At 48.9% G+C, this 20,622-nt stretch carries 19 protein-coding genes and 1 riboswitch; all 19 genes read left to right on the top strand.

Annotation, left to right across the window (positions count from 1 at the left end; translation table 11 throughout):
• The first annotated feature begins 67 nt into the window (after nucleotides 1-67).
• On the top strand, nucleotides 68-298 hold the full coding sequence (locus ACKA06_RS05270) for a CsbA family protein (RefSeq protein WP_411159137.1): 231 nt from the start codon (nucleotides 68-70) through the stop codon (nucleotides 296-298).
• Nucleotides 299-1,086: 788 nt separating this feature from the next.
• Nucleotides 1,087-3,069, top strand: coding sequence for an excinuclease ABC subunit UvrB (gene uvrB / locus ACKA06_RS05265; RefSeq protein ID WP_032086666.1), 1,983 nt, complete (start codon nucleotides 1,087-1,089; stop codon nucleotides 3,067-3,069).
• Nucleotides 3,070-3,076: 7 nt separating this feature from the next.
• Complete coding sequence (uvrA, locus tag ACKA06_RS05260; protein ID WP_411159136.1) at nucleotides 3,077-5,950, top strand: excinuclease ABC subunit UvrA; 2,874 nt, start codon at nucleotides 3,077-3,079, stop codon at nucleotides 5,948-5,950.
• A gap of 475 nt (nucleotides 5,951-6,425) precedes the next feature.
• Nucleotides 6,426-6,530: riboswitch (SAM riboswitch) on the top strand.
• 121 nt (nucleotides 6,531-6,651) lie between these two features.
• Complete coding sequence (locus ACKA06_RS05255) at nucleotides 6,652-7,677, top strand: methionine ABC transporter ATP-binding protein (protein ID WP_214872076.1); 1,026 nt, start codon at nucleotides 6,652-6,654, stop codon at nucleotides 7,675-7,677.
• Entirely contained in the window at nucleotides 7,667-8,329 is a 663-nt protein-coding gene (locus ACKA06_RS05250) for a methionine ABC transporter permease (RefSeq protein ID WP_058299607.1), read from the top strand. The genes ACKA06_RS05255 and ACKA06_RS05250 overlap by 11 nt, the downstream gene beginning before the upstream one ends.
• An 11-nt stretch (nucleotides 8,330-8,340) precedes the next feature.
• Complete coding sequence (locus ACKA06_RS05245; RefSeq protein ID WP_411159135.1) at nucleotides 8,341-9,177, top strand: MetQ/NlpA family ABC transporter substrate-binding protein; 837 nt, start codon at nucleotides 8,341-8,343, stop codon at nucleotides 9,175-9,177.
• Nucleotides 9,178-9,189: 12 nt separating this feature from the next.
• Complete coding sequence (locus ACKA06_RS05240) at nucleotides 9,190-10,386, top strand: M20 family metallopeptidase (RefSeq protein ID WP_411159134.1); 1,197 nt, start codon at nucleotides 9,190-9,192, stop codon at nucleotides 10,384-10,386.
• Nucleotides 10,387-10,536: 150 nt separating this feature from the next.
• A complete protein-coding gene (locus ACKA06_RS05235; protein ID WP_032086659.1) occupies nucleotides 10,537-10,983 on the top strand; it encodes a hypothetical protein in 447 nt (148 codons plus the stop codon).
• 503 nt (nucleotides 10,984-11,486) lie between these two features.
• Nucleotides 11,487-11,807: a DUF4870 domain-containing protein gene (locus tag ACKA06_RS05230; RefSeq protein ID WP_321203175.1), complete on the top strand. Its 321-nt coding sequence runs from the start codon at nucleotides 11,487-11,489 to the stop codon at nucleotides 11,805-11,807.
• Between the two features lie 28 nt (nucleotides 11,808-11,835).
• Nucleotides 11,836-12,951, top strand: coding sequence for a DUF4097 family beta strand repeat-containing protein (locus ACKA06_RS05225; RefSeq protein ID WP_411159133.1), 1,116 nt, complete (start codon nucleotides 11,836-11,838; stop codon nucleotides 12,949-12,951).
• Between the two features lie 168 nt (nucleotides 12,952-13,119).
• Nucleotides 13,120-13,326: a PspC domain-containing protein gene (locus ACKA06_RS05220; protein ID WP_032086655.1), complete on the top strand. Its 207-nt coding sequence runs from the start codon at nucleotides 13,120-13,122 to the stop codon at nucleotides 13,324-13,326.
• The gene (locus ACKA06_RS05215; RefSeq protein WP_032086654.1) at nucleotides 13,323-13,673 is read left to right on the top strand and encodes a phage holin family protein; all 351 of its coding nucleotides are present in this window, start codon (nucleotides 13,323-13,325) and stop codon (nucleotides 13,671-13,673) included. The genes ACKA06_RS05220 and ACKA06_RS05215 overlap by 4 nt, the downstream gene beginning before the upstream one ends.
• Nucleotides 13,674-13,776: 103 nt before the next feature.
• Nucleotides 13,777-14,427, top strand: coding sequence for an alpha/beta hydrolase (locus ACKA06_RS05210; protein WP_411159132.1), 651 nt, complete (start codon nucleotides 13,777-13,779; stop codon nucleotides 14,425-14,427).
• Between the two features lie 371 nt (nucleotides 14,428-14,798).
• Nucleotides 14,799-15,734 carry an HPr(Ser) kinase/phosphatase gene (hprK, locus tag ACKA06_RS05205; protein WP_032086651.1) on the top strand — a complete coding sequence of 312 codons (936 nt, stop codon included), beginning with the start codon at nucleotides 14,799-14,801 and terminating at the stop codon, nucleotides 15,732-15,734.
• A gap of 186 nt (nucleotides 15,735-15,920) precedes the next feature.
• Entirely contained in the window at nucleotides 15,921-16,757 is an 837-nt protein-coding gene (gene lgt, locus ACKA06_RS05200) for a prolipoprotein diacylglyceryl transferase (RefSeq protein ID WP_411159131.1), read from the top strand.
• A gap of 43 nt (nucleotides 16,758-16,800) precedes the next feature.
• Nucleotides 16,801-17,766 carry a nucleoside recognition domain-containing protein gene (locus tag ACKA06_RS05195; protein ID WP_411159130.1) on the top strand — a complete coding sequence of 322 codons (966 nt, stop codon included), beginning with the start codon at nucleotides 16,801-16,803 and terminating at the stop codon, nucleotides 17,764-17,766.
• A complete protein-coding gene (gene ppaX, locus ACKA06_RS05190; RefSeq protein ID WP_411159129.1) occupies nucleotides 17,738-18,388 on the top strand; it encodes a pyrophosphatase PpaX in 651 nt (216 codons plus the stop codon). The genes ACKA06_RS05195 and ppaX overlap by 29 nt, the downstream gene beginning before the upstream one ends.
• On the top strand, nucleotides 18,385-18,924 hold the full coding sequence (locus ACKA06_RS05185) for an acyltransferase (RefSeq protein ID WP_058299618.1): 540 nt from the start codon (nucleotides 18,385-18,387) through the stop codon (nucleotides 18,922-18,924). Before ppaX ends, ACKA06_RS05185 begins: the two co-directional genes overlap by 4 nt.
• A gap of 442 nt (nucleotides 18,925-19,366) precedes the next feature.
• Complete coding sequence (locus ACKA06_RS05180) at nucleotides 19,367-20,548, top strand: MalY/PatB family protein (protein WP_411159128.1); 1,182 nt, start codon at nucleotides 19,367-19,369, stop codon at nucleotides 20,546-20,548.
• The last annotated feature ends 74 nt before the right edge of the window (nucleotides 20,549-20,622 follow it).

Genomic DNA, 20,622 nt, shown 5'->3' with positions numbered 1-20,622 from the left:
AAACCTTTCATATATAGACGTTATTCGTTAAAATATGGTTATTCCCGTCATTTGAGGAGAGTGGACCGTGTCTAAAATCATACTGGGTATCTTTTTGCCGGGATTGCTCGTGATTCTGTTCACCAGAGTCACCTACAATCATTACGTTGGACTCATACTTACCGTAGCCCTGATCGCTGCATCCGTATCAAAAGGATATACCGACTCCTGGGGACTGATCGTCGTCGACGCAGCATCCCTCACCGTCGGATTCTGGTACAGCAATCGAATGATGAACAAAGCGAAACAAAAAACCTGAGCACTGTAGACAAACCAGTGCCCGGGTTTTTCTTTTTGTGGGGATTGTGGATAACTGTTAGAGGGTTGTGAATAACTATGTTAGTTTTAAAGTTATTCACACTATGAATCCGGATTCATACACATTATTCACAGGTTTTTGACTAATATGTGGATAAAAATTGTTGTTTTCCACAATGATTAAGGAGTTATGCACATAGTTATTAACAGGATGTGTGTATTTTTCAAGCACATCTTACATCATACCCCTCCAATTAAAACTGCCAGTGCTGTATTTGGGGGAATGCCGGGAGGGAAAGAGTTTTTTGGATTTTATTTCCATTTGGTGGAATAATCCCGGAAATTAAAAGATTATTTGGCGGAATTCGAAGATTAATGGTCAGTATTGAAAGATAAAGGGGTAAAATTAAAAGATTTCAACCCGAAATTCGAAGATTCCGGATTCAAGGCCATTCATCTTATGCTTTTCGCCTCTGAATGATCCCCCTCCTAATTAATCTGGACTAGCCCCGTAGTAATTGACATTCATCCACTCGCGATGTCCTGAAATCCTGTCATAGACATGAAAAATAGACAAATCAATACCCCAAAGTTTATCCCCAATCCCTCCACACCGCTTCTCACCGTATAAAGAACCTCCTGACTACATAAACGAACTTTTGTTCGCTTTTTGTTGGTTATTTCTGTACGATATGTGGTAGAATGTGTATAGATGAATGGACTGTGTTTATTATGTGAATAAATAGGTAAATAACAAGGTACGGATTCTTTTGTACAGGAGGTTTCACGGTGAAGGAACAATTTCAGTTAAAGTCCAAATACAAGCCGGAGGGCGATCAGCCGAAGGCGATTGACAGATTGGTTCAGGGAGTTAATGAAGGGAAACGTCATCAGACGCTCCTCGGGGCGACAGGTACCGGTAAGACCTTTACCGTTTCCAACGTGATTCAAAAAGTGGAGAAACCGACATTGATTATTGCCCACAATAAAACACTTGCCGGTCAGCTATACAGTGAATTCAAGGATTTTTTCCCTGATAATGCTGTCGAGTATTTCGTCAGCTATTACGATTATTATCAACCTGAGGCGTATGTTCCCCAGACCGATACATTTATAGAAAAAGACGCAAGCATCAATGATGAAATCGATAAGCTCCGCCACTCGGCTACATCCTCTTTATTCGAGCGGAGGGACGTCATCATCATCGCTTCCGTCTCCTGCATATACGGGTTGGGTAACCCGGAAGAATACCGCGAGCTTGTCTTATCCCTCCGTACAGGGATGGAAATCGAGCGGAATCAGCTTCTCCGCAAGCTTGTGGATATCCAATACGAACGAAACGACATCGATTTTCAGCGCGGGACATTCCGAGTACGCGGAGATGTTGTGGAAATCTTCCCCGCATCTCGTGATGAACACTGCATGCGCGTGGAGTTTTTCGGAGATGAGATCGACCGCATCCGCGAAGTCGATGCCCTGACAGGCGAAATTATGGGAGACCGTGATCACGTCGCCATCTTCCCGGCATCCCACTTCGTAACACGTGAAGAAAAGATGCAGGTGGCGATCAAAAATATCGAAAAAGAACTGGAAGAACAGCTGGCGGTCATGAAAGAAGACGGCAAGCTTCTCGAAGCCCAGCGTCTCGAACAGCGGACCCGCTATGACCTTGAAATGATGAGGGAAATGGGCTTCTGTTCAGGAATCGAAAACTATTCCCGTCACCTTACATTGAGGCCGCCGGGTTCCACACCATATACGCTCCTTGATTATTTTCCGGATGATTTCATGATCGTCGTGGATGAGTCACACGTGACTCTGCCTCAGATCAGGGGGATGTTCAACGGGGATCAGGCACGGAAAAAAGTGCTTGTCGACCACGGCTTCCGTCTGCCTTCAGCGATGGATAACAGACCGCTCAGATTCGAGGAATTCGAAGAAAAGGTCCAGCAGCTTCTCTATGTTTCCGCAACGCCGGGCCCTTATGAACTTGAACACAGCCCTGAAATGATCGAGCAGATCATCCGTCCGACAGGTCTGCTTGACCCCGTCATCGAAGTTCGCCCGATCGAAGGACAGATCGATGACCTTCTCGGTGAAATCAATGAGCGGATCGAGAAAAATGAGCGCGTCCTCGTGACGACGCTGACAAAGAAAATGTCAGAGGATCTTTCCGCTTATTTAAAAGAAATCGGCATCAAAGTGCAATACCTGCACTCGGAAATCAAGACGCTCGAGCGGATCGAAATCATCCGCGACCTGCGCCTCGGGAAATTCGATGTTCTCGTCGGGATCAACCTGCTTCGTGAAGGACTCGATATCCCTGAAGTTTCGCTGGTATCGATCCTTGACGCAGATAAGGAAGGATTCCTTCGCTCTGAACGTTCACTCATCCAGACGATCGGACGCGCCGCGCGTAACTCGAACGGTAAAGTCATTATGTACGCCGATAAGATGACGGATTCGATGCAGAAGGCGATCGATGAAACGAAACGCCGCCGTGAAATCCAGATTGAATACAACGAAAAGCATGGCATCACGCCGACGACGATCCAAAAAGAAATCAGGGATGTCATCCGTGCGACCCATGCTGCTGAAGAAGCAGGGGTTTATGAGGGGAAAGAGACAAAAGTATCAAATATGTCCAAACCGGAGAGACAAAAACTTATTGCTAGCTTGGAAGTGGAAATGAAAGAAGCAGCCAAGGCGCTCGACTTTGAACGTGCAGCCCAGCTTCGCGACACCATTCTTGAGCTTAAGGCGGAAGGATGAAACAGGAATGGCCAAAGACCAAATTATCGTACAAGGAGCAAGAGCTCATAATTTAAAAAATATAGATATCAAAATCCCAAGGGATAAGCTGGTCGTCCTGACCGGTTTATCCGGATCCGGGAAGTCCTCCCTTGCATTTGACACCATTTACGCAGAAGGGCAGAGACGTTATGTCGAGTCACTGTCTGCTTATGCACGTCAATTCCTGGGACAGATGGATAAGCCGGATGTCGATTCCATCGAAGGATTATCCCCGGCGATTTCGATCGACCAGAAAACGACAAGCAAAAACCCGAGGTCAACGGTTGGAACGGTCACTGAAATCTATGACTATCTCCGACTGCTGTTTGCCCGTGTCGGGAAACCAATCTGTCCGAATCACGGCATCGAAATCTCCTCCCAGACGATCGAGCAGATGGTCGACCGGATCCTTGAGTATCCCGAACGCACGAAGCTTCAGGTTCTCGCACCTGTGGTGTCCGGGCGGAAAGGGACCCACGTCAAGACGCTTGAAGACATCAAGAAGCAAGGGTTCGTCCGTGTCCGTGTAAACGGAGAGGTTCAGGACCTTGGGGAAGAAATCAAACTTGAAAAGAATAAAAAGCATACCATCGAAGTCATCATTGACCGTATCGTCGTGAAAGACGGCGTTGCAGCACGATTATCAGATTCATTGGAAACGGCCCTGCGCCTTGCGGAAGGACAGGTCGTCATCGATGTGATCGGCGAGGAAGAACTCCTGTTCAGTGAACATCATGCATGCCCTTATTGCGGATTCTCGATCACTGAGCTTGAGCCGAGAATGTTCTCTTTCAACAGTCCATTCGGGGCATGCCCCAGCTGTGACGGCCTTGGAACGAAGCTTGAAGTGGACAAGGACCTCGTCATCCCGAACTGGGACCGCACATTGAACGAGCACGCGATCGCCCCGTGGGAGCCGAGCAGTTCACAATACTATCCATCCCTTTTGAAGGCAGTCTGCGATCACTACAGCATCCCGATGGATGTGCCGGTCAAGGATATCCCGAAAGATAAAATGGATAAAATTCTGAAGGGGTCGGGCAGGGATGAAATCTACTTCCGCTATGAAAACGACTTCGGCCAGGTGCGCGAGAATTATCTCCGCTTTGAAGGAGTCATGAAAAATATCGAGCGGCGCTACCGTGAAACAAGCTCGGACTATATCCGGGAGCAGATGGAGAAATACATGGCGCAGCAGGACTGCCCGACTTGTAACGGGCACCGCCTGAAGGAAGAAAGCCTGGCGGTGAAGGTGGACGCTCTCCATATCGGGGAAGTCACTGCATTCTCGATCGAGGAAGCGGACAACTTCTTTGCACAGCTTGAACTTTCCGAAAAAGACATGAAAATCGCAAGGCTGATCCTTAGGGAAATCCGTGAGCGACTCGGCTTCCTTGTGAATGTAGGTCTTGATTATCTGACATTAAGCCGTGCAGCAGGAACCCTTTCCGGAGGGGAAGCACAGCGGATCCGTCTCGCGACCCAGATCGGATCGCGCCTGACGGGAGTCCTGTATATCCTGGATGAGCCATCCATCGGACTTCATCAGCGGGACAATGACCGATTGATCGATACACTCAAGAATATGCGTGATATCGGAAATACCTTGATCGTTGTAGAGCATGATGAGGATACGATGCTTGCAGCCGATTATCTGATCGATATCGGTCCCGGAGCAGGTGTACACGGTGGAAATGTCATTTCAGCCGGAACACCCCAAGAAGTCATGGATGACAAAAAATCCTTAACAGGACAGTATTTATCCGGAAAGAGATTCATTCCGCTTCCTCAGGAAAGGCGTAAGCCGGATGGAAGATATCTTGAAATTGTCGGCGCCAAGGAAAACAACTTGAACAACGTGAAAGCAAAGTTTCCGCTCGGTGTCTTTACGGCGGTCACAGGGGTTTCCGGTTCAGGAAAGAGTACTCTGATCAATGAGATCCTTCACAAATCCCTGGCGCAAAAGCTTCATAATGCCAAAACCAAACCTGGTGAGCACAAAGAAGTGAAAGGGATCGACCATCTCGAAAAAGTCATCGATATCGATCAGTCACCGATCGGACGTACCCCTAGATCGAATCCGGCAACCTACACAGGCGTATTCGATGATATCCGTGATGTTTTTGCAACCACCAATGAAGCAAAGGTGCGCGGGTATAAAAAAGGACGCTTCAGCTTCAACGTAAAAGGCGGAAGATGCGAAGCCTGCCGCGGTGACGGAATCATCAAAATCGAAATGCACTTCCTGCCGGACGTATATGTCCCATGTGAAGTATGTCATGGTAAACGATACAACCGTGAAACGCTTGAAGTGAAATACAAGGATAAGAATATTGCGGATGTTCTTCAAATGACAGTGGAAGATGCGGTGAAGTTCTTCGAAAACATCCCGAAAATCAAACGGAAGCTTCAAACGATCTTTGATGTCGGGTTAGGCTATATCACACTCGGCCAGCCTGCGACGACCCTTTCAGGAGGAGAAGCGCAGCGTGTAAAACTGGCATCCGAGCTGCACCGCCGTTCAACCGGCCGTTCGCTTTACATCCTGGACGAACCGACAACGGGTCTCCATGTCGATGACATTTCACGTCTGCTCACCGTCCTTCAGCGCCTGGTCGATAACGGCGATACCGTACTCGTCATCGAGCACAACCTCGACGTCATCAAAGCGGCCGACTACATCGTCGACCTCGGACCTGAAGGCGGCGACAAAGGCGGAACCATCATCGCCAGCGGAACCCCGGAAAAAGTCGCGGAAGCCAAAGGATCCTATACCGGTAAGTACTTGAAGCCAATCCTTGAACGTGACCGCGAACGGATGAAAAAGAAAATCCGCGAGAAGGAAGAAGTGACGAGTTAACGATTGATGAAAGAGAGTTAGGAGAAATCCTGCTCTCTTTTTTTGCTGTTGGTTATGAAGGATTTTCTCTTGAATTAGTACACTGAGTGGATTGGAGCGGAAGGCATTTGACTCCGACGGGATTTAGAGGAAATGTCGAGACCTGTCCAGCTCCGGCGGCTAGAGGCTCGAGGTCATAAGTCAAACAAGCCAAAAAGGCAAAGAGCGCCTTTCCGGCTTGTTCGCCTTATGCTTGTCGCCTCTGAACGAGCCGCCTGAGCAATTCTTCCCGCAGGCAAAGCCGAGGAGGCTCGCCTTCCTCCCCGCGGAAAGCAAATGCCTGGAGAGCAAAGGAACGGTCAAAGTTTACACGGAAATCAACTGCGGTGATTAAAATCAAAATTCTTCAAAAACAGGATTGACAAACCAATTAGAATCCTTTACCATTACCCTAATGCTTAAACGCATCATAACTTTAACTTAATAAAGTGATATCTTCTTATCCAGAGAGGTGGAGGGACTGGCCCTGCGAAACCTCGGCAACGGGTTCTTATGAATACCGTGCCAATTCCATCAAGTCATATGACTTGAGAGATGAGAAGAGCGGGACATATACATATTTGTGCCTCTCTTCTTATGAAGGGGGGCACTTTTTATTTTTCATCCATGTCCTTCAAATACCGGCATCAAGAAGAATACACAGTGAAAGGAGCAAGTCCTGTATGATCAGAGTTCAGAATGTTACGAAAGTATTCGAGACGAAAGACGGTCCGTTCACCGCATTGAAGGATGTGTCCTTTGAAGTGAAGAAGGGAGAAATATACGGCGTGATCGGGTTCAGCGGAGCGGGAAAAAGCACGCTTGTCCGCTGTCTCAATTTTTTAGAGAAACCATCATCGGGTGATATTTTCATAGAGGGGCGCAGCCTGAAAGATCAGTCAGCAGTTGATCTGAGGAAAGAGCGTCACCGCATCGGGATGATTTTTCAGCACTTCAATCTATTTCAATCCCGGACGGTGGCAGGAAATATCGCCTATCCTCTGAAACTGGCAAAATGGCCGAAAGAAAAAATCAGCGAGAGGGTAAAGGAATTGCTCGCGTTTGTCGGCCTTGAAGATAAAGCGAAGCATTATCCGGATGAATTGTCCGGAGGGCAGAAGCAAAGGGTGGGTATCGCAAGGGCCCTTGCGACATCCCCTTCGATCCTGCTTTGTGACGAAGCAACATCCGCACTTGATCCACAGACGACGGAATCGATCCTGAACTTATTAAAGAGAATCAACGCGGAATATGGCATTACGATTGTGATGATCACCCACGAAATGGGGGTCATCCGGGAAATCTGCGACAAAGTGGCCGTCATGGAAAACGGGAAAATCGTTGAAGAGGGCAGTGTCTTCGAAATCTTTTCCAACCCGCAGACCTCGACAACGAAAAACTTCGTGAAGAGCGTCATGAATGATCAGCTGCCGGCATCGGTTCTCGATAAATTGAATGACAGCAAAGAAGGGCGCGTCTGCCGCCTCATTTTCAAAGGAGATTCGACAGGCACGCCGATCCTGTCCGAAACGGCAAAGAAATTCAATGCCCACATCAATGTATTATTCGGCCAGATCACAGAACTCCAGGGCAAGCCGTTCGGAAATCTCATCGTACAGATCATCGGCAGCAAGAAAGAAACGGAAGAAATTTTGGATTATTGGAAGAACAGAGTATTTGTAAGCGAGGTGGAGAAGCGTGCAAGTTAATTGGGAATTATTCTGGCCGAGAATCATAGAAGCGACATGGGATACAGTGGCGATGGTGTCATTCTCCCTCCTGTTTGCAACGTTGATCGGGCTTCCGCTCGGCATCATCGTCGTGGTAACGAGGAAGGGACACTTACTTGAAAATAAAGCCGTCTTTTCAGTATTGAGCAGCATCATCAACGTATTCCGTTCAATCCCGTTCATCATCTTGATGGTGGCCATCATCCCCTTTACAAGATTGGTAGTGGGGACATCGATCGGGACGGCGGCAGCAGTGGTACCGCTTGTCGTATTTGCCGCTCCTTATATTGCGAGATTGGTAGAGAGCTCACTCCTTGAAGTGGAACCGGGGGTCATCGAAGCGGCTGAGTCCATGGGGGCCGGGCCGTGGCAGATCATCTTCGGGATCCTCATCCCGGAAGCATTGAGTACGCTGGTGCTGAATATCACGATCGCCACCATCGGGCTTGTCGGGGCTTCGGCCATGGCCGGGGCAGTTGGAGGCGGAGGCCTCGGGGATCTTGCCATTGCGTACGGATATCAGCGATTTGAAACGTCCGTCATGATCGTAACCGTCATTATTTTAGTGGTGATGGTGCAGGGACTGCAGACAGCAGGAAACACATTATCAAAAATCATCAGGAGACGATAGGAGAGAAAAATATGAAAAAATCAATTAGTCTGGCAAGTATAGCTATTTTATTATTCACCCTTATTTTGAGCGGCTGCTCGGGAGACAGTGCATCCGGTTCAGGGGAAAAAGAAACCGTTAAAGTCGGAGTGAATGGATCGGGCGTGCCGATCTGGGAGTATATGAAAGAGAAAGCAGCGAAGGAAGGCATTGAAATCGAGATTGTGGAGTTCGCCGATTACGTGAGACCGAACCAGGCGCTGGCCGATGGGGATATCGACCTCAATGCTTTCCAGACGATTTCGTATTTTGATTCTTTCGTAGAAGAACATAACCTGGACCTTGTGCCGATCGGCTCGACGATCATTGCGCCGATGGGAATTTACTCAGAGAAATATAAATCGGTGGATGATCTGCCGAATGGAAGCAAGGTTGCCCTGCCTCAGGAAGCAACCAACATGGGGCGCGCACTCCTTCTTTTACAGGAAGCAGGTTTGATCCAACTGAAAGAAGGATTTGATCAGTCACAAGGTCTTGATGCAATCAAAGAAAATCCGAAGAATCTTGAGTTCACACCTGTCGTCGCAGCGCAGACTCCAAGGGTGCTGCCGGATGTAGCGGCATCGATCATCAATAATGGTGTGGCTGTCGAAGCGGGCCTCGTACCTGTTGATGACAGCATCTACATCGAAGGGGCGGAATCCAAGCCTTATATCAATATCATCGCTGCCCAGGAAAAAGATAAAGACAATAAGACCTATAAAAAAATCGTCGAGCTGTATCAGGAAGATGACGTAGCGGAACATATCAAGAAAACATATAAAGATTCCCTGATCCCGACATTCGTGCCGGTCAGTGAATTACACTAGGAGGGAGAAGAGATGAGTCAACCAGCAGCAGTTACCGATCGTAAAAACAACATCGTCTCGGCAGTGGATCAATTGGCTGTGAAACTCGTGTCGACCAGCCACCAGATCCATGACCAACCTGAAATCGGAAACGAAGAATTCTTCGCTTCAGAGACCTTGACCACCCTCCTTGCAGCCCACGGGTTCTCCATCGAAAGGGGAGTGGCGGGTCATGAGACTTCCTTTGTGGCACGCAAACATTCAGGTAAAGAAGGACCGGTCATCGGCTACCTGGCTGAATACGATGCCCTGCCCGGCCTGGGTCACGCCTGCGGCCACAATATCATCGGGACGGCAAGCTGCGGAGCGGCCATCGCCCTGTCGTCCGTACTCGATGAAACAGGAGGGGAAGTGGTGGTGTTCGGGACTCCTGCAGAGGAAGGCGGCCCGAATGGAAGTGCGAAGGGCAGTTTTGTAAAAGCAGGCCTGTTCGAAGGAGTGGATGCGTGCATGATGGTCCATCCGTTCAACCGGACGACACCTACAGGCAAAACGCTCGCAGTCGATCCACTTGATTTCGAATTCAAAGGAAGGTCTGCCCATGCGGCAGCCTCCCCCGAAGACGGCATCAATGCACTTGACAGTGTGATTCAGCTGTTCAACGGCATCAACGCCCTCCGTCAGCACGTGACGGATGATGTGCGGATCCACGGCATCATCACCCACGGCGGCGATGCACCCAACATCGTCCCGGACTATGCGAAGGCCCGCTTCTATATCCGCGCTGCAACCAGGGAAGCGTGCAATGAAGTCACGAAGAAAGTGAAAGCGATCGCTGAGGGATCGGCACTTGCCACCGGAACGGAACTGAATATAATCAAAATCCAGAACGAAGTCGACCACTTCCAGCTCAACCGCCGTTTCGATCAAGTATTCCAACAGTCCATCGAGTCACTCGGCGAATACTTTGACGATACGGAACGAAAAGGCCTCGGCTCCTCCGATGCCGGCAACGTCAGCCGGGTGGTCCCGACCATCCACCCCTACATCAAAATCGGCCCCGAATCCCTCGTCGTCCATACGAACGAATTCAGGGAAGCGGCCAAATCCACCGAGGGGGACCGTGCACTTGTGATCGGGGCAAAGGCATTGGCGCTGACGGGGTATGAACTGTTGACGAATCAAGTGCTTTTAGAGGAGATTTGGAAAGAGTTCGGTTCAAGTAAATAAACATAAAAAGACAGCCAAATCCGGGCTGTCTTTTTGTGTTATGGAATGTCCGGTGCCTTATGGAGAATATTCCAATGTTTAGCAAAACCACTCAAAGGATAATGAATAAATGAGAGAACGTATCGCAGCAACCAAAGAAAGGAGAATAGTATGAAAAAACTAATGATAGCAGGAAATCTTATTTTCGCACTCTCGATACTGGGGGCATGCGGTTCAGAAGATGCCGAACCGGAAGAAAATGCCTCAAGCGACACTGCAGAGATGAATGATCAGCAGGAATCCCAGGAAATGGACGAGCCGGCGGCCGATCTGCTCGGCAGTGAGAAGCTGCAGGAGCGGATTCAGAAGGGGATGGATCTTGATGCCTATTCTGCTGAATTGACAGCGATGGAAGAGAAAGGCAAAACCACCGTCCTCAAAAAATACAACTTGTCCGGGAATGAAGAAATCAAAGCACAAGTTCTCCAATCCTCAGACGGATTTGTCGCAGTCGAAACCGACGGACTTGAAGTATCGGATGTTTCAAACTTCAAATCAATGAAAGAAGTCGAGGATCATTTGAAAGAAAAGGACATGGAAGAAGACAAGAGCGAATAAATGTTTCTCACCACAAAAGAGAGCAATAGATATCTTTCTTAAGCAAAAACCGAACTAATTTGGAATCAGGGAGTCAAATTAGTTCGGTTTTTTTAGTGTATCTATTTTAACTTGTTCAAGCGGTTGATTGGAGTACAGGACGCAGACTCCTCATTTCCTTACTGATGATAATTGTCCAGTTGCAGGGCTTAGAGGCACATGTCATAAGCCAAACCGGTCAAGAAGGCAAAGTACGCCTTCGTGACCGATTCGTCTTATGTCACCTGCCTCTCTTCAAAGCCCTTCCGCTTTTCTGATGGAAAGTGGAGTCTTCCACGGAAGTCAATAGCGGAATTCAAAGTTGCATATATAAAATCCCTCAAAAATACCTCCAGATACCCACCTAATCTCAGACCTAAGATGGAGCCGTAAAAAGAATGTCCCATGAGAAAATGATCATAAGAGGAATTCCACAAGAATGAAACCTTTTTGAAAACGTATCGTAGATAATAGTAAAGGAGATGATGAAAGTGGAGACCAACAAGATTTTATCAGCGCTTTGCTATTTCAGTATATTTTTTGCAGGATTTATATTTCCGATCATCGTCTATTTCGTAACAGACAACCCGCATGTGAAAAGAGATGCCAAGTCGGCCTTGATTTCTCATATCATACCGATCATCGCGATACCCCTGTTATTTGCAGGATTGTTTTTAGACATAGGCATTTTTGCCACAGGCTCCGGAATTCCGGTCTTTTTCTTATTGATGATCGGCCTGTTCATCATCGTCAATATCGTCATCGTCATTTGGAATGTGTACAAAGGAATCAAAGTGCTCTTGTAATAACTCAATGATAAGGGGATGAAGAAACATGAATGAAGAACGCAAACGGATTCTCGATATGGTGGAAAAAGGGACACTCACGGCACAGGAAGCATTGACCCTGTTAGAAGCGCTCGACAAAAAGACAGAACCGGCACAGGAAAAAGAAAAGGACTTCCTGGATGAGTTCGTATCCATCTTTGATGATAAAAAGAGTGACGGCAGCGGCTACAAAACGGATAAAACAAAGGACAAAATCCTCGATTTCATGAACACCGCCTTCTCTAAAATCAAAAACTTCGACTTCGATTTCCAGTGGAATCAGTCGGTCGAAGTGTCCCACGTCTTCCAGCAGCCGGACATATCATTCAAGAAAGTTGATGTGGATGTCGCGAACGGAAAAGTGGAACTGATCCCATGGGACGGGGAAGAAGTGCGCGTCGAGTGCCAGGCGAAGGTGTACCGCACCGAAGACCGCGAAGAAGCGCGCAGGCAGTTCATGGAGAATACCTCATTTGCCGTCGACAGGGATACGCTCTACTTTGCCACCCAGACGAAATGGATGAAAGTAGACTCGAAGCTTTATATACCGAAGCATCAGTATGAAAAAGTATCCGTGAGACTGTTCAACGGCGGACTAAAAGCTGAACATATCGAGGCAGAGGATTTCCGCGCCAAATCGGCAAATGGAAAAATCAATATTGACCATCTGACAAGTAAAAAAGCAGAAGTCGAAACGTCGAACGGGGCCATTACGATCCTCAACGCGAAAGCGGAAAAGGTCGAAGCGGAATCGATCAACGGCAAGGTTCAGGTCGAAGGGGATATCCACTATACTGATGCCCAGTCCCTGAACGGCAACATCATCTGCGCCATAACTGGTGCAAAAGCAGATACCGTCCACGCCAAAACCGTGACTGGAAATGTCGATCTTTATGTACCGGGATCCATCAACATCTCCGGCGAAGCAAAATCCAATCTTGGAAGTTTCAAGATTGAGCTCGAAGGAATCGATGTCGTCGAAGAGAAAAATGATGTCGTCCAGAAGCAAATCAAATTCAACCGCAAAACGGATTCGGAAGATAAGCTTCACCTCTTTGCAGAAACAAAGACAGGTTCTGTCTTTATTAAAAAGGCAGAAGACAGGAAAGCGGACAACATCTGATCAAGGACCCATCCACCTGTTTTAAGCTCCCGCTCGAAGGGAATAAAGGTAGTATTGAAATCAAACATCATCCATTGCGCAAAAACATACCATTCTCCCCTCATAAAAAAGGACGCGGAGAAGAATGTTAAGAAGGACAACGCATAAGATGAGAAGGAAGTGTTCTGTATGAAAAAACAATTAGCACGCTCAAGGTCCAATCGCAAGTTCGCCGGCGTAATCGGCGGCTTATCCAGATTCACAGGAATCGATGCGACGATCCTTCGGGTGATTTTCATTATTTTATTGATTCCGACGGGTTTCTTCCCGCTGGTCGTCGTGTACGGTTTATTGGCCTTTGTGCTGCCGAATGAGGAGGAAGCCATCAGAGAATGAGATGGATAGTTGGTATTTTGATCAACGCAGTTATTTTTATCGCATTGGCAGGATTTTTTGACGGGTTCAATGTATCAGGTTTCGGGTCGGCGGTGATCGCAAGCATCGTCTTATCGATCCTGAACGTTTTGATCCGCCCGCTCCTGATCCTCCTGACACTGCCGGTGACCATCCTGACGCTCGGGTTGTTCCTGTTCGTCATCAACGCGGTCACCCTGCTGCTGACAGACGGGATCATGGGGGATGCATTCGAGTTATCAGGATTCGGAATGGCCTTCCTGGCATCGATCATCCTTTCCCTTGCCAATTTAGTCATTCAAAAAGCTGTGTTTGAACCTAAAAAGTAGAAAAGGACTCCGACCGGTCACGGCTGGGGTTTTTTCTTATGGGAGAAAAGAGGATTTTCCCTTCGATTACTAGAAATAGTTGGAAAGAAGAGGGGGAATCTGCATGAACGTAACATCATCAAGTATAAAAGGGATGAAAGTCGAAGTCCCATATCGATTATTAAGCAATTCGGACAACCCAAAAGGCCTTGCCATTTTCTTTCCGGGAATGGGATACACCGTCATGGGTCCGCTCCTGCACTACCCGACAGGAATGTTCCTGAATGAAGGATGGGACGTGCTTCAAATAAATTATGAATACAAGTCGGAGGAAGTGAAGGATTTGACTGAAGAGGAATTTGATAAGATGGTGGCAAATGATTGTAATAAAGTCATCGATACCGTGATAGAGACCAGCGGCTACGGTTCCTATTTCCTGGTGGCAAAATCAATCGGAACCATCCCCATGAGCGCCGAACTCCAGCGCCCTGCCTTCAAAGACGCCCGGGCCATCTGGCTCACACCGCTCCTGAACGAACAAACCGTCCACGAGTCCATGATCAAAAGCCGCCAAAAAGCCATCTGCTTCATCGGAGACCAAGACCACCACTACAACCAGCAACGCTTCAACGAACTAACCAAAAACCCAAACCTCCAGCTCCACCTAATCCCAGGAGCCAACCACAGCCTAGAACAAGACTTCCGGGTCCTGGAATCCATAAAGACACACAAAGAAATAATGGAAACAATACAATCCTTCATACAAAAAGCATAGCCCCCGGCTGTGTTTTTTTCTTTGCAACTCCTCCAGCTGCGCGTCATTGTTATGAGAATGGCCAAATCCTCAATATAGGCACAATCCAGCTTTTGATTGTAGTGGGAGACGAAGACTCCTGCGGGAAGAGTAGCTAATGTGAGACCCCGCAGGAACGAAGTGACGAGGAGGCTCACGAGCTACCCGCGGAAAGCGAAGTCTCCCACGGAAATCAAAAGCGGTATTCAAAGGGCTATGCTATGTTATTGCGAGCCATTCCCACAACAACCGACGCGCTTGCGCTTTTCCTCATAATTGCTAAAATAGGAAAGAGCACAAAAAAGATTCGAAGAACGAACAATTGACATAGAGAATCAAAGGAGGAGCTTGCTTTGGCAAAAGTTCGAACAAAAGATATAGTAGAAAAATTCAACCTGGAACTCGTAGGCGGAGAAGATGGATTACATAGACCGATCACCACAAGCGATATCTCGCGCCCCGGGCTCGAAATGGCCGGCTACTTCAACTACTACCCCGCAGAGCGGATCCAGCTGCTCGGAAAAACCGAGCTTTCATTTCTCGAACTGCTCGACGAAACAGAGCGCAAGCGGCGCATGGAGGCGCTGTGCACGGATATCACGCCGGGCATCATCATCTCCCGCGATCTTGAAATCCCGGATGAACTGGTGGAAGCGGCAAACCGCACGGCCGTCCCGGTGATGCGATCGGACATGAAGACGACCCGTTTTTCCTCCAGATTGACCAACTACCTGGAAAGCAAGCTCGCTCCGACTACCGCTGTGCACGGCGTCCTTGTGGACATTTACGGAGTAGGCGTTCTGATCACGGGTAAGAGCGGCGTCGGTAAAAGTGAAACCGCCCTCGAACTTGTTAAACGCGGACACCGCCTTGTCGCAGACGACTGCGTCGAGATCCGACAGGAAGACACCGACACCCTGATCGGGACTTCCCCTGACTTGATTGAGCACCTTCTAGAAATCCGCGGTCTCGGGATCATCAACGTCATGACCCTCTTCGGTGCAGGTGCCGTGCGCAATTACAAGCGCATCACCCTCTGTATCAACCTTGAGCTGTGGGACCAGAAGAAACAGTATGACCGCCTCGGCCTCGAGGAAGAGAAGATGAAGATCATCGACACCGACATCACGAAATATACGGTCCCTGTCCGTCCCGGGCGGAACCTGGCAGTCATCATCGAAGTCGCTGCGATGAACTTCCGCCTGAAGCGGATGGGCGTGAACGCAGCCGAACAATTCACGAACCGCCTCTCCGAAGTCATTGAAGATGGCGAAAACGAAGACATTTAATTTTAACAGAAGGCTGTTTTTTAAAAGATTCTGCAATTCGAACAACATATAGAAATTTAATGAAGTAAGTACACGTGCTCTTTTCGAAAATGCTTGGTTTAAATCACGAAAATACCCAAGTACCGGAATTTTTTCATATCTAATGCAGAAAAGTCTGCGAAAGAGCCTAATTAAAGGAGCGAAATCATGGACCAAACGATCACACCCATCGATCCGATTGCCTTCCAGCTCGGACCCTTGCAGGTACACTGGTACGGCGTCATCATCGGGCTTGGAATAGCTTTAGGACTATATCTGGCAATATCAGAAAGCAAGCGGCTCGGACTCCATCCCGATACGTTCGTCGACCTGCTCGTCTGGGCGATCCCGATCGCGATCCTGTCGGCAAGGGCCTATTACGTCGCATTTGAATGGGACTATTATTCCCAGAATCCCGGCGACATCATCAAAGTCTGGAACGGCGGCATCGCGATTCATGGAGCGCTCATCGGTTCCGTAATCACAGCCCTCGTTTTTGCAAAAATAAAAGGCATCTCTTTCTGGAAACTAACTGATATCGCAGCACCGAGCATCATCCTCGGGCAGGCGATCGGACGCTGGGGTAACTTCATGAATCAGGAAGCCCACGGCGGCGAAGTCACCCGGTCATTCCTTGAGAACCTGCACCTGCCTCAGTTCATCATCGATCAGATGTACATAAACGGGACCTACTATCACCCGACGTTCCTCTATGAATCACTCTGGAACATCGCAGGCTTCATCCTTCTCCTGATTTTAAGGAGAAAAGCGAACCTCCGCCGCGGGGAATTGTTCCTCTCCTATGTCATCTGGTACTCGATCGGCCGTTTCTTCGTGGAAGGAATGAGGACGGACAGCCTGATGCTGACGGAATACCTGCGGATCGCACAGGTCATCTCGCTCGTTCTGATCGTCGTTGCTGCCGCCCTGATCATCTTTAGAAGAAAATCAGGTCTCGCGCGCCATGCCTATAATGATAAAAGCAATGAAGAAGTGAATATGTAATCAAAAAAAGTAAAAAGGCAAATAGATAAGGGGAGAAGAGAGAATGTGGATGTCATCGATTAAGCAGGGCGGTCAGACTGGATTAAAGACAACATGGTCATTGGGAAAAGTCATTTTCCCCATCACGCTGATTGTATTTGTGCTGCAGTATACGCCTGTGCTGCCATGGGTGATGGAAAAAATATCGCCGTTCATGAAGCTGCTTGGCCTGTCGGGTGACGCGGCCATTCCTCTTGTTCTCGGGAACTTCCTGAACCTGTACGCAGGAATTGCAGGGATCCTGTCACTGGACCTGACCGTAAAGGAAGTCTTCATCGTGGCCGTCATGCTGTCGTTTTCACATAACCTGCTGATCGAGTCGACGGTTGCCGCCAAAGTCGGCGTCAAGATCTGGCTGATCGTCGCGGTGCGGATCGGACTCGCGCTCATCTCGGCGGTCGTCATCAACCTGTTATGGAAAGGCGGATCCGAATTGGCCCAGTACGGCATGATGCCGCCGCAGCAGGTAGAGCCAAACGGCTGGGGAGAAATCCTTCTCCTTGGACTTGAAAAAGCAGGGTACGGCGTGCTTCAGCTCGCACTGATCGTCATTCCGCTGATGATCATCATCCAGATCATGAAAGACCTCGGATGGATGGAAGTCTTTTCACGCTGGCTTGCACCTGCAACCCGCGCACTCGGCATGAACGCAAATACATCGACTACGATGGTTGCGGGGCTCGTTATCGGGCTCGCTTACGGCGCAGGCGTCATGATCCAGGCGGTGAAAGAAGACGGCGTGAGCAAGAAGGACGTCACGATCGCCTTCATCTTCCTCGTCTCCTGTCACGCAGTCGTCGAGGATACGCTGATCTTCATCCCGCTCGGCATACCGGTCCTTCCGCTTCTGATCATCCGTCTTGTGACGGCTATTGTCCTGACCATGATTGTCGCGTACTTCTGGAACCGAGCCGATGCAAAAAAAGAAAGGAAGAATCACTATGAGCAGAATTACAACAGTATTATTTGACTTGGACGGAACACTGATCAACACAAATGATCTGATTATTTCTTCCTTCCTTCACACCTTGAACCATTATTATCCGGGCCAGTACGCCGAACCTGACGTTCTCCCGTTCATGGGTCCGCCGCTCGAGGAATCCTTCGGCGGCCTGGATCCCGAAAAAACAGAAGAAATGTGCGCACACTACCGTGCGTACAATCACGAACACCATGACGAGCTTGTAACTGAGTTCGAAGGTGTGTACGAAACCGTTGAAGCCCTGCACAAGCAAGGATACAAACTTGCCATCGTCTCGACAAAAGTGCGCGACGTTGTCCTTAAAGGTCTCGACTTGATGAATCTGCGTCAATTTTTCGACGTGGTGATCACCCTGGATGAAGTGGAAAACGCCAAGCCTCACCCGGAACCGATCCAGAAAGCCCTCCTCGATCTGGGCTCATCCCCTGAGGAAGCAGTCATGGTCGGCGATAACCACCATGACATCCTGGCCGGTAAAAATGCAGGCTGTCTATCCGCAGGAGTCGCATGGAGCGCGAAAGGCCGAGATCATCTCATGCAGTATGAACCGGATTTCATGCTCGATACGATGACTGACCTGTTGAAGGTGGTCGGGGTACCGACCGCATGAGACGGACGACCCGCTATCCGGTGACGGGAGCCAATTCCCTGTGGCATGTCTACAAAACCGTGCCGTTCTTTAAAGTCGTCAAGAACTTCATCGTCATCCAGGCGGCGCGCTACACCCCGTTTCTCGGGTTGAAAAACTGGCTATACAAGACGTTCCTGAAAATGAATATAGGCGACCAGACATCATTCGCCCTCATGGTCATGCTGGACGTCATGTTCCCGGAAAAAATCTCAGTCGGCAGGAACACGGTCATCGGTTACAACACCACGATCCTAGCCCACGAGTACCTGATCAAAGAATACCGCCTAGGCGAAGTGCAAATCGGCTCCGAAGTCATGATCGGGGCGAACACCACAATCCTGCCAGGCATAAAAATCGGCGACGGCGCCATCGTCTCCGCCGGCACCCTCGTCCACAAAGACGTCCCGCCCGGCGCCTTCGTCGGCGGCAACCCCATGCGAGTCATCTACACCAAAGACCAGCTCGCCGAACGCTGGCAGGATGATGAAATCTATGGTGTGAAAACGGAAGAATAGATTTAAGGCAAAGACAAATCCACCGGATTCTGTCTTTGCCTTTTTATTTGCATAAGAAAATAAAACAGATCTTCGGCGAAATTAGCTGGATCCAGCGGTTGATTGGAGTGCAAGACGAAGACTCCTGCGGGAAAAGCGAGTTAGGTGAGACTTGTCCAGCTCCAGGGCTTAGAGGCACATGTCATAAGCCAACTCGCCCAAGAAGGCAAAAGAACGCCTTCGTGGTCGATTCGCCTTATGCCACCCGCCTCTGACCAAAGCCCTCCCGCTTTTCTAACCCGCAGGAGCATCGCGACGAGGAGGCTCACCAATCGCCCGCGGAAAGCGAAGTCTTGCACGGAAATCAATAGCGTTGTTTAACAGTCCTGAACATAAATTAGCTATTCCCCCTCCCATCAATCTGTTATAAAGTAAGAACAGAGACTAACTGGGGGGCATGGACATGAATTGGAATGATTGCATCGAAAGAACAAACACGCACTCGGTCAAATGGTCGTTTCCTGAAGAAGAAGACGTCATCCCGATGTGCATCGCCGACATGGACTTTCAGGTGGCACCGGCCATCGCGGACGCACTTAACCAGAAAGCCAGGCATGGAATATACGGTTACACGACTTTCAGCGACCGGTATTTCGAATCGATCATCTCATGGTGGAAAAAACGGTTCGACATGCCGATCGATAAAGATTGGATCTGCTTCAGCCCTGGGATCATTCCCGGTATCAACATACTCTTGTCTGTGCTGACGGAACCTGGGGACGGGGTGATCATCCAGGATCCAGTCTACTATCCTTTTTACAGCACGATAGAAAACCATGGCTGCAGCGTGCTGAAAAACACACTGCTTTACAGCGACGGGGCATATTCGATCGACTTTGACGATCTTGAAGAAAAGGCAAGCGAGCCCCGTACCAAGCTTCTGATCCTCTGCAGCCCGCACAACCCGGTGGGGAGAGTGTGGACCCCAGAGGAATTAAACAGAATCGGAGACATCGCCAAGCGCCACAATCTGTGGATCATTTCGGATGAAATGCATGGGGACCTTGTCTATAGCGGCCACGAACACAAACCACTTTTTAAAGCGGACGAAAGCATCATAGAGAACAGCATTCTATGTGCTGCACCCAGTAAAACATTCAACATAGCAGGCCTCCAGACATCGATCCTCCTGATCCCGAACGATGAGCTAAGGGAAAAGTACAATGCAAAACTCACAGGGTTCGGCCTGATGAGACCGAATGTATTCGGGATCGAAGGGACGATCGCAGCTTATGAAGAAGGCGAGCCTTGGCTGAATGAACTTCTCTTGGTACTCGAAGACAACAAGCAGTACGTCTTCAATTATCTGGAGCAGCATCTGCCTGAAATGAAGGCAATCACACCGCAGGCTACCCACCTGATCTGGATCGACTGCAGCGGGCTGGGTATCGAGGGTGAAGAGCTCTGTACATTTTTCCTCGAAAAAGCCAAGGTGAAATTCGACGAGGGCTTCAAATTCGGTGAATGCAGCGGCTCCTTCGTCCGCATGAATATCGCCTGCCCGAAAGAACGGATCGACATGGCACTGAGAAGGATGAACCATGCCGTCCTTGAGCACCGTAAGAACAGGCAGGCTTTGAAATAACAAGGATTGAAAATGAAAGAATAAGGGAAAAGGCAAAAGTGGATTAGCGACAATCCATTTTTGCCTTTCTTATG

The organism is Rossellomorea oryzaecorticis, assembly GCF_045897515.1.
In the GTDB taxonomy this organism is placed as follows: domain Bacteria; phylum Bacillota; class Bacilli; order Bacillales; family Bacillaceae_B; genus Rossellomorea; species Rossellomorea enclensis.
This window is presented reverse-complemented; position numbering and strand designations above follow the sequence as displayed.

Excerpts from the sequence above, each read along its gene's own strand:
- uvrA (WP_411159136.1), top strand. The coding sequence starts at position 3,077 with ATGGCCAAAGACCAAATTATCGTACAAGGAGCAAGAGCTCATAATTTA.
- ACKA06_RS05255 (WP_214872076.1), top strand. The coding sequence starts at position 6,652 with ATGATCAGAGTTCAGAATGTTACGAAAGTATTCGAGACGAAAGACGGT.
- ACKA06_RS05245 (WP_411159135.1), top strand. The coding sequence starts at position 8,341 with ATGAAAAAATCAATTAGTCTGGCAAGTATAGCTATTTTATTATTCACC.
- ACKA06_RS05240 (WP_411159134.1), top strand. The coding sequence starts at position 9,190 with ATGAGTCAACCAGCAGCAGTTACCGATCGTAAAAACAACATCGTCTCG.
- ACKA06_RS05235 (WP_032086659.1), top strand. The coding sequence starts at position 10,537 with ATGAAAAAACTAATGATAGCAGGAAATCTTATTTTCGCACTCTCGATA.
- ACKA06_RS05230 (WP_321203175.1), top strand. The coding sequence starts at position 11,487 with ATGAAAGTGGAGACCAACAAGATTTTATCAGCGCTTTGCTATTTCAGT.
- ACKA06_RS05225 (WP_411159133.1), top strand. The coding sequence starts at position 11,836 with ATGAATGAAGAACGCAAACGGATTCTCGATATGGTGGAAAAAGGGACA.
- ACKA06_RS05220 (WP_032086655.1), top strand. The coding sequence starts at position 13,120 with ATGAAAAAACAATTAGCACGCTCAAGGTCCAATCGCAAGTTCGCCGGC.
- ACKA06_RS05215 (WP_032086654.1), top strand. The coding sequence starts at position 13,323 with ATGAGATGGATAGTTGGTATTTTGATCAACGCAGTTATTTTTATCGCA.
- ACKA06_RS05210 (WP_411159132.1), top strand. The coding sequence starts at position 13,777 with ATGAACGTAACATCATCAAGTATAAAAGGGATGAAAGTCGAAGTCCCA.
- lgt (WP_411159131.1), top strand. The coding sequence starts at position 15,921 with ATGGACCAAACGATCACACCCATCGATCCGATTGCCTTCCAGCTCGGA.
- ACKA06_RS05195 (WP_411159130.1), top strand. The coding sequence starts at position 16,801 with ATGTGGATGTCATCGATTAAGCAGGGCGGTCAGACTGGATTAAAGACA.
- ppaX (WP_411159129.1), top strand. The coding sequence starts at position 17,738 with ATGAGCAGAATTACAACAGTATTATTTGACTTGGACGGAACACTGATC.
- ACKA06_RS05185 (WP_058299618.1), top strand. The coding sequence starts at position 18,385 with ATGAGACGGACGACCCGCTATCCGGTGACGGGAGCCAATTCCCTGTGG.
- ACKA06_RS05180 (WP_411159128.1), top strand. The coding sequence starts at position 19,367 with ATGAATTGGAATGATTGCATCGAAAGAACAAACACGCACTCGGTCAAA.